The organism is Xanthomonas sp. PPL134 (assembly GCF_040595915.1).
GTDB lineage: Bacteria > Pseudomonadota > Gammaproteobacteria > Xanthomonadales > Xanthomonadaceae > Xanthomonas_A > Xanthomonas_A indica.
Genome location: NZ_JAMDLL010000006.1, coordinates 31,147 through 45,581, shown reverse-complemented (window position 1 = coordinate 45,581; position 14,435 = coordinate 31,147). Strand labels below are relative to the sequence as shown.

The window sequence follows — 14,435 nt, the reverse complement described above, 5'->3', positions numbered from 1 at the left end:
CTCGCTTGGAGAGGGGAATGGGCCGTCGCGCAGCAAACCGCGCGGCACCGGCAAGTCTAGAACGTGGCGCCGGCGCTGCGGCAGACAGGCACGGCGCCGCTCACCCGCGCGCCTGCGCAGCGAGCACGCGCGCGATCCACACCGCGGCCATGCCGCGCCAGCTGTCGCTGGCGAACAGCGCATCCAGATCCGCCGGCGCCAGCACCGCGGTCACCTGCGGCTCCTCGGCCAGCACCGCGCGCAGGTGCTGCTGCGTGGCCAGCGCACGACGCACCGCCGTTTCCACCAGCGCGTGCGCGGCAGCCTTGCCCAGATGGGCGGCGAGAGTCACCGCCACCGCCTCGGCGTAGAGCAGGCCGCCGTGGCTGTCCAGATGCGCGGCCATGCGCGCGCGGTCCAGTTCCAGGCCCTCGGCCAGCACCCGCACCTGGGCCAGGCTGCCGGCGCTCAGGCGCACCAGTTCCGGCAGGGTCTCCCATTCGGCATGCCAACCACCGACCGCGCGCTCGTGTTCCTGCGGCAGCGCCGCGCACAGGGTCGCGAGCAGGCCCGGCGCGCGCGTGGCCGCGGCGATCGCGACCACGCAGCCCACCGGATTGCGCTTGTGCGGCATCGCCGAGGAACCACCCTTGCCCGCCGCGGCAGGTTCGAAGGCCTCGGCCACTTCCGACTGCATCAGCAGGGCGACGTCGCGGCCGATCTTGCCGAGGCTGCCGGCCAGCAGCGCGAACGCTGCGCCGATCTCGCCGATGCGGTCGCGCGCCGCATGCCAGGGCAGCGCCGGCAGCGGCAGGCGCAGTTCCGCCGCCAGCACCTCGGCCACGGCCAGGCCCTGCGACTGCAACGCGGCCAGGGTGCCGGCGGCGCCGCCGAACTGCAGCACCAGCGCATCCTCGCGCAGCGCCTGCAGGCGCCGACGACTGCGCTGCAATGCGTCCAGCCAGCCGGCGGCCTTCAGCCCGAAGGTCACCGGCACCGCCTGCTGCAGCAGGGTGCGTCCGGGCAGGCCGGTGTCGCGCTCGCGCTGCGCCAGTGCCGCCAGCGCCGCGCACAGCGCGTCCAGTTGCACCTCCACATGGTCGAGCGCGGCACGCAGTTGCAGCACCGCACCGCTGTCGATGATGTCCTGGCTGGTCGCGCCCCAGTGCACCCAGCGCGCGGCGTTTTCATCGGCGGCGGCGACCTGCGCGGTGAGCGCCTTGACCAGCGGGATCGCCGGATTGCCGGCCAGCGCGGTGGCGGCGGCGAGCGCGGGCACGTCGTAGCGCGCGGCATCGCAGGCCGCGGCGATCGGCGCCGCCGCACTGGCCGGGATCACCCCGCAACGCGCCTGCGCGCGCGCCAGCGCCGCTTCCACGTCGAGCATGGCCTGCAGACGCGCGCGGTCGTCGAACAGCGCATCGACGGCCGGATCGCCGAACAATGGACGCAACAGGGAGTCGGACACGCTCATCGGTTCGTATGCGGTGGAGAGATCATGCAGCGTAACCGCTGCGGCCTGTGCGGGATGTCGCCGCGCTCAGTAGCGGAAGAACACGGTCTCGTGCTCGCCCTGCATGCGCACGTCCCACTGGTAGCGGTGCGCCGCCAGCGGTTGCGCGATCAGGGTGGCGCGGCGCTCGGCCGGCACCTGCGCCAGGATCGCATCGCCGTCCAGGTCGTCGTCGCCGAAGTACAGCCGCGTCGGCGCGGCGCGCAGCAAGCCGCGCATGAACACCAGCACCACCAGGTGCGGCGCCTGCAGGCCCTTGGGCCCAGCGACGCGCCCGGGCTTGACCGTGCGGAAGGCGAAGCGGCCCTGCGCGTCGGTCGGCACCCGGCCCCAGCCGTGGAAGGCGGGATCGTGGTCGCCGCGGCGCGGATCGGCGGCATGGTCGTAGATGCCGGCGGCATCGGCCTGCCAGATCTCCAGCAGCGCATCGCCGACCGGCACGCCATGGCCGTCGAACACGCTGCCGGCGATCTCCACATGCGTGCCCTGCGCCTGCGCCGGCGCGATCTCGGTGCGGTACAGCGGCTCCAGCCCGATCCGGTAGTAGGGGCCGACCGTCTGCGAAGGGGTTGCCTGGAAACTCATCGCCTCACTCCCAAGGGGTCTGCTTGCGTCCGCGCAGGACGATGTCGAAACGGTAGCCCAGCGCGAATTCGTTGGCGGTGTTCTCCCAGTCGAACGTGGAGACCATGCGCTCGCGCGCCTTGGGATCCTCCACGCAGTTGAAGATCGGGTCGAACGCCAGCAGCGGATCGCCGGGGAAGTACATCTGCGTGACCAGGCGCTGGCCCATGCCGTCGCCGTGCAGCGAGAAATGGATGTGCGCCGGGCGCCAGGCGTTGTAGTGGTTGCGCCACGGATACGCGCCCGGCTTGATGGTGGTGAAGCGGTAGCGGCCGTGGTCGTCGGTCAGCACCTGGCCGGTGCCGGTGAAGTTGGGATCCAGCGGCGCATCGTGCTGGTCGCCGGCGTGCAGGTAGCGGCCGGCGGCGTTGCACTGCCAGACCTCGACCACGCTGTGGCGCACCGGCTTGCCGTTCTCGTCGAGCAGGCGGCCGCTGACGATGATGCGCTCGCCCAGCGGCGCGCCGGGGAAGCCGGCGGTGAGATCGGCGGCATGCGCGCCCAGGGTGGTGCGGTCCAGGGTCGGGCCGGTGGCCTCGGACAGAGTCAGCGGGATCGCGATCGGATCGCGGGTCGGGCCGCGCGCGCCGGTGGAGGCGTAGGGCGGATGCAGATAGGCCGGCTGCGTCCCGGGGTACGGGCGGCGATAGCCGAGCAGGGGATCGATGGGGGTGTCGTCGCGCATCGTGCGGTCTCGCTGGCTCCGCGCGGAGCCGGTTGGCTGGAAGGATGATGCAGGCGTGCGGGGCGCAGCGTCGATGGCGAGCGGCTACAGCCGCTCGATCGCCAGCGCCACGCCCTGGCCGACGCCGATGCACATGGTCGCTAGCCCGCGGCGGCCACCCGTGGCCTCGAGCTGGCGCAACAGGGTCAGGGCGAGGCGCGCGCCACTCATGCCGAGCGGGTGGCCGAGCGCGATCGCGCCACCGTTGGCGTTGACGTGCGCGGCATCGTCGGCGACGCCGAGTTCGCGCAGGCAGGCCAGGCCCTGGGCGGCGAAGGCTTCGTTGAGTTCGATCGCATCGAAGTCGCCGATGGACAGCCCCAGGCGCGCCAGCAGCTTGCGCGTGGCCGGCACCGGGCCGATGCCCATGTAGGCCGGCTCCACGCCGGCGCTGGCGAAGCCCAGCACGCGCGCGCGCGGGGTCAGGCCCAGCGCCTGCACCTGCGCGGCGCTGGCCAGCAGCAGCGCGGCGGCGCCGTCGTTGATGCCCGAGGCATTGCCGGCGGTGACCGTGCCGGGCTGGCGGAAGATCGGCTTGAGCTTGGCCAGGGCCTCGAGCGTGGTGTCGGCACGCGGATGCTCGTCGACACCGACCTCGACGGTCTCGCCGCGCTTCCTGCCCGGGGCGGTCACCGGCACGATCTCGCCGTCGAAGAAACCGGCGGCCTGCGCGGCGGCGGTGCGCTGTTGGCTGCGCAGCGCGAACGCGTCCTGGTCCTCGCGCGAGATGCCGTGCCGCGCGGCCACGTTCTCGGCGGTCTCGCCCATCAGCTCCACACCATAGCGCTGCTGCATCTTCGGATTGACGAAGCGCCAGCCCATGGTGGTGTCCTCGAGCTGCTGGTTGCGGGCGAAGGCGCTCTCCGCCTTGCCCATCACCCACGGCGCGCGCGACATCGACTCCACGCCGCCGGCGATGGCCAGGCCCAGCTCGCCGGCGCGAAGGCCGCGCGCGACGGTGCCGATGGCATCCAGGCCCGAGCCGCACAGGCGGTTGACCGTGCTGCCCGGCACGCTGAACGGCAGGCCCGCCAGCAGCAGGCTCATGCGTGCCACGTTGCGGTTGTCCTCGCCGGCCTGGTTGGCGCAGCCCAGGTAGACGTCGTCGATGCGCGCCGGATCCAACTGCGGATGCCGCGCCAGCAGCGCCTGCAGCGGCACCGCGCCGAGATCGTCCGCACGCACCCCGGCCAGGGCGCCGCCGTAGCGGCCGATCGGCGTGCGGACGCCGTCGATGATGTAGGCCTCGTTCATGCCGCCTCCGTGGAATCGGCCAGGGTCAGCGCCAGCCCGGTGGCCTGGCGCAGGTCGTCCAGGCTCACGCCGGCGACCAGTTCGAGCACGCGCGCGCCGTCCGGGCCCAGCGCGAACACGCCCAGGTCGGTATACACCCGTGACACGCAGCGCAGCCCGGTCAACGGATAACTGCAGGCGTTCACCAGCTTCGGTTCGCCGCGCTTGGTCAGCAGTTCCATCATCACGTAGACCTGCTTGGCGCCGATCGCCAGGTCCATCGCGCCGCCGACCGCGGGGATCGCATCGGCCGCGCCGGTGCTCCAGTTGGCCAGGTCGCCGTGCACCGACACCTGGAACGCGCCGAGCACGCACACGTCCAGGCGGCCGCTGCGCATCATCGCGAACGAGTCGGCGTGGTGGAAATAACAGCCGCCGGTCAGCAGCGTCACCGGTTGCTTGCCGGCGTTGATCAGGTCCAGATCCTCCTGCCCCGGCGGCGGCGCCGGCCCCATGCCGAGCAGGCCGTTCTCGCTGTGCAGGAAGATTTCCTTGTCCGCCGGCAGGAAGTTGGCCACCGCGGTCGGCAGGCCGATGCCCAGGTTGACGTAGGCGCCCTCGGGGATGTCGCGCGCCACCCGCGCGGCCAGTGCATTGCGGTCGATGCCGCGGCTGCTCAATGCGTGCATGCGTCCTCCTGCGTGGCGCTCACCGCCACCAGCCGTTGCACGAAGATGCCCGGGGTCACCACCGCTTCCGGATCCAGCGCGCCCAGCTCCACCACCGTGTCCACCTGCACGATCGCGCAGGTCGCGGCCATCGCCATCAGCGGGCCGAAGTTGCGCGCGGTCTTGCGGTACACCAGGTTGCCCCAGCGATCACCGCGGTAGGCCTTGATCAGCGCGAAATCGGCGCGGATCGGATACTCCAGCACGTAGTGGCGGCCGTCGATCTCGCGGGTCTCCTTGCCGGCGGCCAGTTCGGTACCGTAGCCGGTGGGGGTGAAGATCGCGCCCAGGCCGTTGCCGGCGGCGTGGATGCGCGCGGCCAGATTGCCCTGCGGCACCAGTTCCAGCTCCAGCTCGCCGGCGCGGTAGGCCGCGTCGAAGTGCTGCGAATCGCTCTGCCGCGGGAACGAGCACACGATCTTGCGCACACGCTTGTGCTTGATCAGCGCGGCCAGCCCGGTCTCGCCGTTGCCGGCATTGTTGTTGACGATGGTGAGTTCGCGCGCGCCCTGCGCGATCAGCGCGTCGATCAGCGCATCGGGCATGCCCGCGGTGCCGAAGCCGCCGATCATCACCGTGGCGCCATCGTGGATGTCGGCCACCGCGGCGGCGCACGAGGCCATGGTCTTGTCGATCATCGGCGCCGCTCCGCCGTCGCCGGCCGGGGGCGCAGCGCACAGGGGCGCAGGCGCATTACGGGGTGTGCCACGACATCCTCCTCCAGGTCGCTTCGGGAGGCCACGTTAGGCCCGCTCCGGCGGGCGGTCAATCCGATTATCGGATGCATAGTTCGATAAACGAACAATTTAACGCGACGACAACGGCGCGCCCTCTTGCCCCTGTTGTATACATTCGACCGTCGCCCCCGCATCGGGCGACGGCGCGATGGCACCGCAAGCCCGCCATTCGCCCGCAACACGCAAGGATCTTTCCCCAGCCTGTTGTATACACAATCGAGGTCGCCGCCATGCAGTCGTCCGCTCCGGCATTTCCGCTCAATGCCTGGTACGCCATCGCCTGGGATCACGAGGTCAAGCACGCGCTGCTGCCGCGCAAGGTGTGCAATCTGGACATCGTGCTGTACCGCACCAGCAGCGGCCGCGTCGCCGCGCTCGAGGACGCCTGCTGGCATCGCCTGGTGCCGTTGTCGATGGGCCGGCTGCGCGGCGACGACGTGGTCTGCGGCTACCACGGCCTGGTCTACGACGCGAACGGGCGCTGCGTGCACATGCCCTCGCAGGACACCATCAACCCATCCGCCTGCGTGCGCCGCTTCCCCACCGTGGAACGGCACCGCTACGTCTGGGTGTGGCCGGGCGATGCGGCGCTGGCCGATCCGGCGCTGGTACCGGACCTGCACTGGAACGACGACCCGGCCTGGGCCGGCGACGGCCGCACCATCCACGTCAAATGCGACTACCGGCTGGTGCTGGACAACCTGATGGACCTGACCCACGAGACCTTCGTGCACGGCTCCAGCATCGGCCAGGACGAGGTCGCCGAGGCGCCGTTCGACGTGGTCCACGGCGAACGCAGCACGGTGGTCTCGCGCTGGATGCTCGACATCGACCCGCCGCCGTTCTGGGCCTGGCAGATCGAACACGCGCACGGCTACCGCGGCAAGGTCGACCGCTGGCAGATCATCCGTTTCGAGGCGCCGTGCACCATCGCCATCGATGTCGGCGTGGCGGTGGCCGGCAGCGGCGCGCCACAGGGCGACCGCTCGCGCGGCGTCAACGGCTACGTGCTCAACACCATCACCCCGGAAACCGACCGCACCTGCCACTACTTCTGGGCATTCGCGCGCAACCATTCGCTGCACGAGCAGTCGATCACCACCCGTTTGCGCGACGGCGTCAGCGGCGTGTTCGGCGAGGACGAACTGGTGCTGGAAGCGCAGCAGCGTGCCATCGACGCGCATCCGGACCACGTGTTCTACAACCTCAACGTCGATGCCGGCGGCATGTGGGCGCGGCGCCTGATCGAGCGCATGGTCGCCGCCGAGCAGCGCAACCAGGACCTGCAGCTGCGCATGGTCGGCTGAGCCCGCCCCGCCCTGTCGCACAGGAACCCGCCATGTCCGCCGCGCATCCGTTCCGCTCCAGCGCCGCACAGACCACCCGCGCGCTGCTCGAATTGCGCGAGTTGATCCTGGCCGGCGCCCTGGCCGCCGGCGAGCGCCTGTCCGAGGTCGCCCTGGTGGAACGCCTGGGTGCCTCGCGCACACCGGTGCGCGCCGCGCTGCAGCGGCTGGCCGAAGAGGGGCTGGTGCAGCCGCTGCGTGGCGGCGGCTACGCGGTGCAGGCATTCGACGAAGCCGACGTGGACGATGCCATCGAACTGCGCGGCACCCTGGAAGGCCTGGCGGCGCGGCGCGCCGCCGAGCGCGGTGCCGACCCGGCACTGCTGGCACGGGCACAGGCGCTGCTGGCGCAGATCGACACCGTGCTGGCGGCGCGTCCGCTGAGCGAGCAGGCCTTCGCCCACTATGTTGACTGCAACGCGCAGCTGCACGCACTGCTGTTCGAGATGGCCGGCAGCGCGCTGTTGTCGCGCGAGTTCGCGCGGGTGACGCAGTTGCCGTTCGCCTCGCCGAGCAGTTTCGTGCTCGAGCGCGGCCAGGCCGCCACCGTGCTGTCGATCGCGCAGGACCAGCATCGCCAGGTGCTGGACGCGATCGTGCGCCGCGAAGGCGCGCGCGCCGAAGCGCTGATGCGCGAACACGCGCGGCTGGCGCAGCGCAACGCCCACCACGCGCTGCACGACCAGAACGCGCTGGGCCAGATCCCCGGCAGCCGCCTGCTGCGGCGCCGCCCACCCGCCTGATCGCGGCGCACGTCGTACCCGCCTCCCCTTCCCGCCTGCCGGACCCCGCCATGCGCAAAGACACCCAGTGGACCACCGCCCGCGTCGTCGCCGTTGCCACGCCGTGCCAGGACGTGCGCGAGATCGTGCTCGATCCGGGCCGCGCCAGCCGCCCCTTCACCGTGGGCAGCCATCTCGACGTGCGCGTGCGCATCGGTGACGCCTGGCACGAGCGCTCCTATTCGCTGGTCGGCGAGCCTGCCGCCGATGGCCACTACCGCATCGCCGTGCGCGCGGTTCCCGACAGCCGCGGCGGTTCGCGCGCGATGTGGGCGCTGGCGCCGGGTGCGCAATTGGAGATCTCCTCGCCCAACAACCATTTCGCCCTGGACGAGACCGCCGAGCACCTCGTGCTGGTCGCCGGCGGCATCGGCATCACCCCGATCCTGGGCATGGCGCAACGGCTGGCGCGCGGGCGCATCCCGTTCCAACTGCTCTACGCCGGCCGCAGCCGCGCCAGCATGGCCTACCTGGAGCATCTGCAGGAGCTGCTTGGCGAGCGCCTGCAGCTGTTCTGCCCGGAGCATCTGGGCCAACTCGAGCTGGCCGCGCAGATCGCGCAATGGCCGCGCAACGCCGACGTCTACGCCTGCGGCCCGCTGCCGTTGCTGGACGAACTGCGGCAACGCTGGCGCGACGACGGGCGCGCCCGCGCGCGCCTGCATTTCGAGACCTTCGGCAACAGCGGCAACGCACCGGCGCAGCCGTTCGTGGTGCAGGTGCCGGCGCTGGGCAAGACCGTGCAGGTCGCCGAGAACGAGTCGCTGCTGGATGCGCTGAGCGCGGCCGGCGTGGAAGTCATGGCCGACTGCCGCCGCGGCGAATGCGGCCTGTGCGTGGTCGAGGTGCTGGAAGCCGCCGCGCCGCTGGACCATCGCGACGTGTTCCTCAGCGACGAGCAGCGCCACAGCAACCGCAAGCTGTGCGCCTGCGTCTCGCGCGCGCTCGGCGGCAGCCTCAGCATCGACACCGGCTACCGCGCCGACGCGTTCTGACGCGCAGGCGCGGCGCCACCCCCACACACCGCAGGCGCCGTCCGCCGCAGCGGGTGGCGCCTGCGGGTTTTCAACATCATCCGTGGGGGATCACTTGGTCGCCGCGTCCCAATGCTCCTGGATCTTGCCGTTCTGGATGCGGAACATGTCGAACCAGGTGGTGGTGTAGGTCTTGCTGGCGTCCTTGGGATCGGGCAGCGTGCGCACCGACACCAGGGTCACGTAGTCGCCCTCGGCCAGGATCGCCACCAGCGGCAACTGCACGCGCGGCTGGATCGGCGTCGGCTTGACGAAGGAGGTCAGGAACGCCAGGAACGCATCGCGGCCGTTGGCCACGTTGGGGTTGTGTTGGATGTAGTCCTTGGCCATGTACAGCGGCGCATATTCGGTGTGCCCCGCTTCGAACACGATGCGCCAGAAATCGTAGACCAGGCGCTTGTTGGCGGTGGTGCGCCAGTCCTCGCCGTGCAGCAGCTGCGCGTGGTTGGGATTGGCGGTGACCGCGGTCTGCGCGAACGCGGACGCGGCGGGGAGCGCAAGCAGCAGCGCCAGCAGGCAGGCCTGAAAACGGATCTTCATGGAAGACTCTCCGATGGGGGAACAGGGGGATGCGCGATGACGACGCGCTGCCGCGATGCGCGGCAGCGATGGCACCGGCGCGGCTGCAGCGTAGCAACGCGCACGGCCTGCGCAACGCAGGAAACCGCGAAAAACACGCGGATTTACCGGCTTTTTTACTGGTCTGGGAGAATCGCCACAATTACCTCGACCTCAGAAATGGCGAAGTAACACGCACCTAAATGTGCGTATGCAGCGCATGGCGCAGCGACGCGTTGGCGGTCCGCACCATCATCCACCGGCTCGTTTGATCGCCATCATCGATTGCGATGCTCGACGACTCTTCTGTCGAGAGCGGGGATTCGGGATTGGGGATTGGAAGAAGGCGGAGACGGGCGCGATCAACATGCGAAGAGGGACTGGGACGCCGCGTGGCAAATCCCCGATCCCGACTCCCCAATCCCCGCTCTAAACCGCCAACGGCAGTCCCGCGTAGTTCTCGGCGATGGTCGCGCGGCCGGCCGCGCTGCCGAGCAGGTAGTCCAGTTCCGCATCGTGCAGGCGGCGGCTGAACGCATCCTCGTCCGGGAAGCGATGCAGCATCGTGGTCATCCACCAGGAGAAGCGCTCGGCCTTCCACACGCGTTGCAAGGCCAGTTCCGAATAGCGCTGCAGCGGCGCGTCGCTGTGCTCTTGCTGCGCTTGCGCGAACAGCTGCGCGAGCAGACCGACGTCGCCGGCGGCCAAGTTCAGGCCCTTGGCGCCGGTCGGCGGCACGATGTGCGCGGCATCGCCGGCCAGGAACAGGCGGCCGTACTGCATCGGCTCGGCGACGTAGCTGCGCAGCGGCGCGATGCTCTTCTCCAGCGAGGGGCCGGTGACCAGCGCCTGCGCCACGTCGTCGGGCAGGCGGCGGCGCAATTCGTCCCAGAAACGCTCGTCCGACCAGTCCTCGACCCGCTCGTCCGCCGGCACCTGCACGTAGTAGCGGGTGCGGGTGGGCGAGCGCATGCTGCACAGGGCAAAGCCGCGCGCGTTGCGCGCGTAGATCAGTTCGTCGGCCACCGGCGGGGTGTCCGCCAGCACGCCCAGCCAGCCGAACGGATAGACCCGCTCGTACACGCGCAGCACCTCGGCTGGGATGGCGCGGCGGCTGACCCCGTGGAAGCCGTCGCAGCCGACCACGTAGTCGCAGTCCAGGCGCTGCGCGGCGCCGTCGTGCACGAAGCGCAGCCAGGGCTGCCGCCCGTCGATGTCGTGCAGCTGCACATCCTCGACGGAATAGAGGGTGGTGGCGCCGGCGGCGCGGCGCGCGTCCATCAGGTCGCGGGTCACTTCGGTCTGGCCGTAGACGGTGACCGCACGGCCGCCGGTCGCCGCGCTCAGTTCGATGCGTTCGCGGCGCTGCTCCAGCGCCAGCTCGAAGCCATGGTGGACGATGCCTTCGCGCTGCATGCGCGCGCCGGCACCGGCGGCGCACAGCAGGTCGGCGGTGCCCTGTTCCAGCACGCCGGCGCGGATCCGCGACAGCACGTGCTCGGGCGTCTGCCGCTCGACGATGACGGTGTCGATGCCGTGGCCGTGCAGCAACTGTCCGAGCAGCAGCCCGGCCGGGCCGGCGCCGACGATGGCGACCTGGGTACGCATGCGTCCTCCGAAGGATGGGACCGACGCACAGTGTTCCGGCTGCGGCGTGCCGAGGACATGGATCATTGCGATCGATTCCGGTACTTTTCGCCGATGCCCCGCACCGCTTCAGCTGCCGCCACGTCGCCCGTCACGGTCCCGGCCTTCCGCCTGTACGGCGAGACCGGCGACCGCGAGACACCGGACCTGTTGCACTGGGAATCCATCGCCGCGCGCAGCCGCCTGCACGACTGGCACATCCGCCCGCACCGCCACGACGACCTGCTGCAATTGCTGTATCTGCAGCGCGGCAGCGCCGGCCTGCACTTGGACGGAACGCAGCAGCGCCTGCGCGGGCCGTGCCTGCTGCTGTTGCCGCCGCTGTGCGTGCACGGCTTCCGCTTCCAGCGCAACGTGCGTGGCCACATCGTGACGGTGTCGGCGCCGCTGCGGCAGCGCCTGGTGGCGCAGTGGCCGAGCCTGGAGGAGGCGCTGACGCGGCCGGTCTGCCTGCCGGCGGGCGACCAGCACCCGATGCTGGACGCCTGCTTCGCCGCCATCGCCGCCGAACACGCGCAGCGCCGCCCCGGCCGCGAACCGATGCTGCAGGCGCTGGCGACGCAGGCCTTGCTGTGGGCCGCGCGCGGCGCGCTGGCGCAGACGCATGCCGATCCGCACGATGCCGACCGCGGCGCGCGCCACGTGCGCGCCTACACCGCGCTGATCGACGCGCACTACCGCGAGCACTGGCCGCTGGCGCGTTATGCCGACCGGCTCGGGCTGAGCCGCAGCCATCTCAACACGCTGTGCCGGCGCCTGGCCGGTGCCTCGGCGCTGGAACTGCTACAGCGCCGGATCATGCTCGAGGCGCGGCGCAGCCTGGTCTACACCACGTTGACCGTGCAGCAGCTCGCCACGGTGCTGGGCTATGCGGATGCGGCGTACTTCAGCCGCTGCTTCCGCCGGCATGCCGGGTGTTCGCCGATCCAGTTCCGGCAGCGGGCGCAGGAGTGACAGGATCCGCGGCCAGCACGACGATCGCGGTGCGATCGCTCTCCTGTGGGAGGGACTTCAGTCCCGACGCGTGATCGATGATCGACCAGTCCCGCTTCGTTCGTCGCGGCTGAAGCCGCTCCTACGACTGGGCTGCGCGTCCGTCGTAGGAGCGGCTTCAGCCGCGACAAGATGTTCCAACCCCCCACGCTAACGGATCAAGCACGACTCCCGCACGCGAGTCCTGTGCTGGTCGGCAAGACGCATCGCCGGGCGCCACACCGACGCCCGGCGAACCACACTCAGAACGGATACTGCGGCGCGCTGTCCTGGATCGTCACCCACTGCCAGTGCGTGTACTGGCCCCAGTCGGCCGGGCCGCCCATGCTGGTGCCGTTGCCGGAGGCGCCGGTGCCGCCGAACGGGTTGGTGACTTCGTCGGCCACGGTCTGGTCGTTGATGTGCAGCAGGCCGGTGTGGAGGCGTTCGCCCAACGCCATCGCGCGGCCGACCGAGGCCGAGAGGATGCCGGCCGACAGGCCGTATTCGGTCTGGTTGGCCAGCGCCACCGCGTCGTCGTCGCTGTCGAAGGCGATCACGTTGGCGACCGGGCCGAATACTTCTTCCTCGAACGCCGGCATGCCCGGCTGCACGTTCGACAGCACCGTGGCCGCGTAGAACAGGCCACCGTGGGTGCCGCCGGCCTCGATCACGGCACCCGCCGCCACCGAGGCATCGACCACCTCCTTGACGTGCTGCAGCTGGCGCTGGTCGATGATCGGGCCGAGCGCCACGTGTGCGGTGGCCGGGTCGCCGACCGGAAGGTGTCGCGCTTTCTCGGCCAGGCGCCGGGTCAGTTCGGCGGCGATGCGGCGCTGGACCAGCACGCGGCCGGTGGCCATGCAGATCTGGCCCTGGTGGAAGTAGGCGCCGAAGGCGATCGCCGACACCGCCTTGTCCAGGTCGGCATCGTCGAGCACGATCAGCGAATTCTTGCCGCCCAGTTCCAGCGCGGTCTTCTTCAGGTGCTTGCCGGCCAGCTCGCCGATGCGGCGACCGGCCGCGGTGGACCCGGTGAACGCGATCATCGGCACGCCCGGCGCCTCGACCAGCGCCTGGCCGGCGTCCGCGCCGCCCGGCAGCACGTGCAGCAGGCCCTTCGGCAGGCCGGCCTGCTGCAGCACCTCGGCGATGACGAAGCCGCCGGCGTACGGCGTGCGCGGATCGGGCTTGAGCACCACCGCATTGCCGACCGCCAGCGCCGGCGCCACCGAGCGCAGCGACAACACCAGCGGGAAGTTGAACGGCGAGATCACCCCGACCACGCCCAGCGGCAGGCGCCGTGCCAGGCTCAGCCGGCCCGGCGCGGTCGGCAGCACCTGGCCCTGCGCCTGCAGCGGCATCGCCGCGGCCTGCTGCAGCAGCACGATCGCCTCGCGCACCTCGTGCTCGCCCTTGGGCAGGATGCCGCCGGTCTCGCGCGCGATCAGCGCCGCGGCCGCCGCCGCATGCTGCTGCAGCACCTGCGCGGCACGATGGAACACGGCCGCACGCTCACGCGGCGGCGTGGCGGCCCAGGCGCGTTGCGCGGCGCGCGCCTGCACCACCGCCGCGGTCACGTCGGCGGCGTTGGCCTGGCCGACGCGATGCAGCGGCGTGCCGCTGCCCGGTTCGATCACCTCGAGGACGCCGCCCTGGGCGGCGATCCACTCGCCATTGAAAATGCGCTCGCTCCAGGTGGACGCGGCGGCCAGGGGTTCGGTGCTGTGCATGCTGTGTGCTCTCGTGGAAAGAGGAAGAAGAAGTCGTTCAGAGGGCGGTGGCCGCCAGGCCGCCGTCCACCGGCAGGTTGACGCCGTTGATCCAGCGCGCCGCATCGGAGGCCAGGAACACCACCGCCTCGGCGACTTCGTCGGCATAGGCCGGGCGCTTCATCTTGCCGGCGTCGGCCTGGACCCGCTCGGGCCCGAGCATGGTGACGAAATCGCCCAGGATCGGCGTGAACACCGGGCCCGGCGCGACGCTGTTGACGCGCACCGAATGCGTGGCGAACCAGTCGCGCGAGCGCAGCAGCGTCCACACGATCAGCGCTTCCTTGAAGTACTGGTAGCAGGTGTCCTGCGGCACCGGATGCGCCGCCAGCCAGTCGTGGCCGGCAGCGTAGCTGTCGGCGGCGGCCAGTTGCTTGTGCAGGTCCAGCCGCTGCGGCCACTCCGCGCCGAGGATGGAGGCGATGTTGATGATGCTGCCGCCGGGCACGATGCGCGGCAGCAGCGCCTGGCTGAGGTGGCGCAGGCCCAGGTAGTTGACCTTCGCCACCACGTCCACCGGCGCGGTGCCGGGCACGCCGGCGATGTTGGCCAGCGCGTCGATGCGCTCGGGCAACTGCGCCACCAGCGCATCGATCGAGGCCGGGTTGCCGAGGTCGGCCTGGTGGAAGCCGTGCAGGGTCATGTTGACCGGCTGGCGGTCGATGCCGATCACCGTGGCGCCGTGGAAGCGCGCCAGGCGCGCGACCTCGGCGCCGATGCCGGAGGCCACGCCGGTGACGAGGAGGGTCTTGTTGTGCAGGTTCATGGCAGCGCGTGTCCGTTGCG

At 71.0% G+C, this 14,435-nt stretch carries 15 protein-coding genes; 5 read left to right on the top strand and 10 right to left on the bottom strand.

The window, feature by feature from the left end; all coding sequences use genetic code 11:
• Positions 1-100: 100 nt before the first annotated feature.
• From M3U25_RS12715 to M3U25_RS12690, 6 genes are all read right to left on the bottom strand, one after another.
• Positions 101-1,453 carry a 3-carboxy-cis,cis-muconate cycloisomerase gene (locus M3U25_RS12715; protein ID WP_355502958.1) on the bottom strand — a complete coding sequence of 451 codons (1,353 nt, stop codon included), beginning with the start codon at positions 1,451-1,453 and terminating at the stop codon, positions 101-103.
• A gap of 66 nt (positions 1,454-1,519) precedes the next feature.
• Entirely contained in the window at positions 1,520-2,077 is a 558-nt protein-coding gene (pcaG, locus tag M3U25_RS12710) for a protocatechuate 3,4-dioxygenase subunit alpha (protein WP_355502960.1), read from the bottom strand.
• Between the two features lie 4 nt (positions 2,078-2,081).
• Complete coding sequence (pcaH, locus tag M3U25_RS12705) at positions 2,082-2,801, bottom strand: protocatechuate 3,4-dioxygenase subunit beta (RefSeq protein ID WP_355502962.1); 720 nt, start codon at positions 2,799-2,801, stop codon at positions 2,082-2,084.
• A gap of 84 nt (positions 2,802-2,885) precedes the next feature.
• Positions 2,886-4,094: a 3-oxoadipyl-CoA thiolase gene (gene pcaF / locus M3U25_RS12700; protein ID WP_355502964.1), complete on the bottom strand. Its 1,209-nt coding sequence runs from the start codon at positions 4,092-4,094 to the stop codon at positions 2,886-2,888.
• Positions 4,091-4,762: a 3-oxoacid CoA-transferase subunit B gene (locus M3U25_RS12695; RefSeq protein ID WP_184502834.1), complete on the bottom strand. Its 672-nt coding sequence runs from the start codon at positions 4,760-4,762 to the stop codon at positions 4,091-4,093. Before M3U25_RS12695 ends, pcaF begins: the two co-directional genes overlap by 4 nt.
• Positions 4,750-5,439, bottom strand: coding sequence for a 3-oxoacid CoA-transferase subunit A (locus M3U25_RS12690; protein ID WP_242081484.1), 690 nt, complete (start codon positions 5,437-5,439; stop codon positions 4,750-4,752). Before M3U25_RS12690 ends, M3U25_RS12695 begins: the two co-directional genes overlap by 13 nt.
• A 329-nt stretch (positions 5,440-5,768) precedes the next feature.
• On the opposite strand from M3U25_RS12690, the gene M3U25_RS12685 reads away from it, so the two are divergent.
• Genes M3U25_RS12685 through M3U25_RS12675 form a run of 3 tightly spaced genes read left to right on the top strand, consistent with a single transcriptional unit; the run spans position 5,769 to position 8,661 of the window.
• Positions 5,769-6,845: an aromatic ring-hydroxylating dioxygenase subunit alpha gene (locus M3U25_RS12685; RefSeq protein WP_242081485.1), complete on the top strand. Its 1,077-nt coding sequence runs from the start codon at positions 5,769-5,771 to the stop codon at positions 6,843-6,845.
• A 32-nt stretch (positions 6,846-6,877) separates the two neighbouring features.
• Complete coding sequence (locus tag M3U25_RS12680) at positions 6,878-7,627, top strand: GntR family transcriptional regulator (protein WP_355502967.1); 750 nt, start codon at positions 6,878-6,880, stop codon at positions 7,625-7,627.
• Positions 7,628-7,677: 50 nt separating this feature from the next.
• Positions 7,678-8,661: a PDR/VanB family oxidoreductase gene (locus tag M3U25_RS12675; RefSeq protein WP_355502969.1), complete on the top strand. Its 984-nt coding sequence runs from the start codon at positions 7,678-7,680 to the stop codon at positions 8,659-8,661.
• Positions 8,662-8,751: 90 nt separating this feature from the next.
• On the opposite strand, the gene M3U25_RS12670 is transcribed toward M3U25_RS12675, so the two are convergent.
• Positions 8,752-9,240 (bottom strand): nuclear transport factor 2 family protein, encoded by a 489-nt coding sequence (locus M3U25_RS12670; protein WP_160946826.1) that lies wholly within the window; start codon positions 9,238-9,240, stop codon positions 8,752-8,754.
• A 29-nt stretch (positions 9,241-9,269) separates the two neighbouring features.
• Here M3U25_RS12670 and M3U25_RS12665 point away from each other — a divergent pair, with 29 nt between their 5' ends.
• Complete coding sequence (locus M3U25_RS12665; RefSeq protein ID WP_355502971.1) at positions 9,270-9,461, top strand: hypothetical protein; 192 nt, start codon at positions 9,270-9,272, stop codon at positions 9,459-9,461.
• Positions 9,462-9,687: 226 nt separating this feature from the next.
• Here M3U25_RS12665 and pobA read toward each other — a convergent pair whose 3' ends face one another.
• Positions 9,688-10,866 (bottom strand): 4-hydroxybenzoate 3-monooxygenase, encoded by a 1,179-nt coding sequence (gene pobA / locus M3U25_RS12660; protein ID WP_263392093.1) that lies wholly within the window; start codon positions 10,864-10,866, stop codon positions 9,688-9,690.
• A 93-nt stretch (positions 10,867-10,959) separates the two neighbouring features.
• On the opposite strand from pobA, the gene M3U25_RS12655 reads away from it, so the two are divergent.
• Entirely contained in the window at positions 10,960-11,859 is a 900-nt protein-coding gene (locus M3U25_RS12655; protein ID WP_355502974.1) for a helix-turn-helix domain-containing protein, read from the top strand.
• 281 nt (positions 11,860-12,140) lie between these two features.
• On the opposite strand, the gene M3U25_RS12650 is transcribed toward M3U25_RS12655, so the two are convergent.
• Both M3U25_RS12650 and M3U25_RS12645 read right to left on the bottom strand, forming a co-directional pair.
• Positions 12,141-13,610 (bottom strand): benzaldehyde dehydrogenase, encoded by a 1,470-nt coding sequence (locus M3U25_RS12650; RefSeq protein WP_355502976.1) that lies wholly within the window; start codon positions 13,608-13,610, stop codon positions 12,141-12,143.
• A 37-nt stretch (positions 13,611-13,647) separates the two neighbouring features.
• Positions 13,648-14,415 (bottom strand): coniferyl-alcohol dehydrogenase, encoded by a 768-nt coding sequence (locus M3U25_RS12645; protein WP_355502977.1) that lies wholly within the window; start codon positions 14,413-14,415, stop codon positions 13,648-13,650.
• Between the last annotated feature and the right edge of the window lie 20 nt (positions 14,416-14,435).

What these genes read in the sequence shown, in the direction of transcription:
- M3U25_RS12715 (WP_355502958.1), bottom strand. Translation starts at nt 1,453, where the DNA reads ATGAGCGTGTCCGACTCCCTGTTGCGTCCATTGTTCGGCGATCCGGCC.
- pcaG (WP_355502960.1), bottom strand. Translation starts at nt 2,077, where the DNA reads ATGAGTTTCCAGGCAACCCCTTCGCAGACGGTCGGCCCCTACTACCGG.
- pcaH (WP_355502962.1), bottom strand. Translation starts at nt 2,801, where the DNA reads ATGCGCGACGACACCCCCATCGATCCCCTGCTCGGCTATCGCCGCCCG.
- pcaF (WP_355502964.1), bottom strand. Translation starts at nt 4,094, where the DNA reads ATGAACGAGGCCTACATCATCGACGGCGTCCGCACGCCGATCGGCCGC.
- M3U25_RS12695 (WP_184502834.1), bottom strand. Translation starts at nt 4,762, where the DNA reads ATGCACGCATTGAGCAGCCGCGGCATCGACCGCAATGCACTGGCCGCG.
- M3U25_RS12690 (WP_242081484.1), bottom strand. Translation starts at nt 5,439, where the DNA reads ATGATCGACAAGACCATGGCCTCGTGCGCCGCCGCGGTGGCCGACATC.
- M3U25_RS12685 (WP_242081485.1), top strand. Translation starts at nt 5,769, where the DNA reads ATGCAGTCGTCCGCTCCGGCATTTCCGCTCAATGCCTGGTACGCCATC.
- M3U25_RS12680 (WP_355502967.1), top strand. Translation starts at nt 6,878, where the DNA reads ATGTCCGCCGCGCATCCGTTCCGCTCCAGCGCCGCACAGACCACCCGC.
- M3U25_RS12675 (WP_355502969.1), top strand. Translation starts at nt 7,678, where the DNA reads ATGCGCAAAGACACCCAGTGGACCACCGCCCGCGTCGTCGCCGTTGCC.
- M3U25_RS12670 (WP_160946826.1), bottom strand. Translation starts at nt 9,240, where the DNA reads ATGAAGATCCGTTTTCAGGCCTGCCTGCTGGCGCTGCTGCTTGCGCTC.
- M3U25_RS12665 (WP_355502971.1), top strand. Translation starts at nt 9,270, where the DNA reads ATGCGCGATGACGACGCGCTGCCGCGATGCGCGGCAGCGATGGCACCG.
- pobA (WP_263392093.1), bottom strand. Translation starts at nt 10,866, where the DNA reads ATGCGTACCCAGGTCGCCATCGTCGGCGCCGGCCCGGCCGGGCTGCTG.
- M3U25_RS12655 (WP_355502974.1), top strand. Translation starts at nt 10,960, where the DNA reads ATGCCCCGCACCGCTTCAGCTGCCGCCACGTCGCCCGTCACGGTCCCG.
- M3U25_RS12650 (WP_355502976.1), bottom strand. Translation starts at nt 13,610, where the DNA reads ATGCACAGCACCGAACCCCTGGCCGCCGCGTCCACCTGGAGCGAGCGC.
- M3U25_RS12645 (WP_355502977.1), bottom strand. Translation starts at nt 14,415, where the DNA reads ATGAACCTGCACAACAAGACCCTCCTCGTCACCGGCGTGGCCTCCGGC.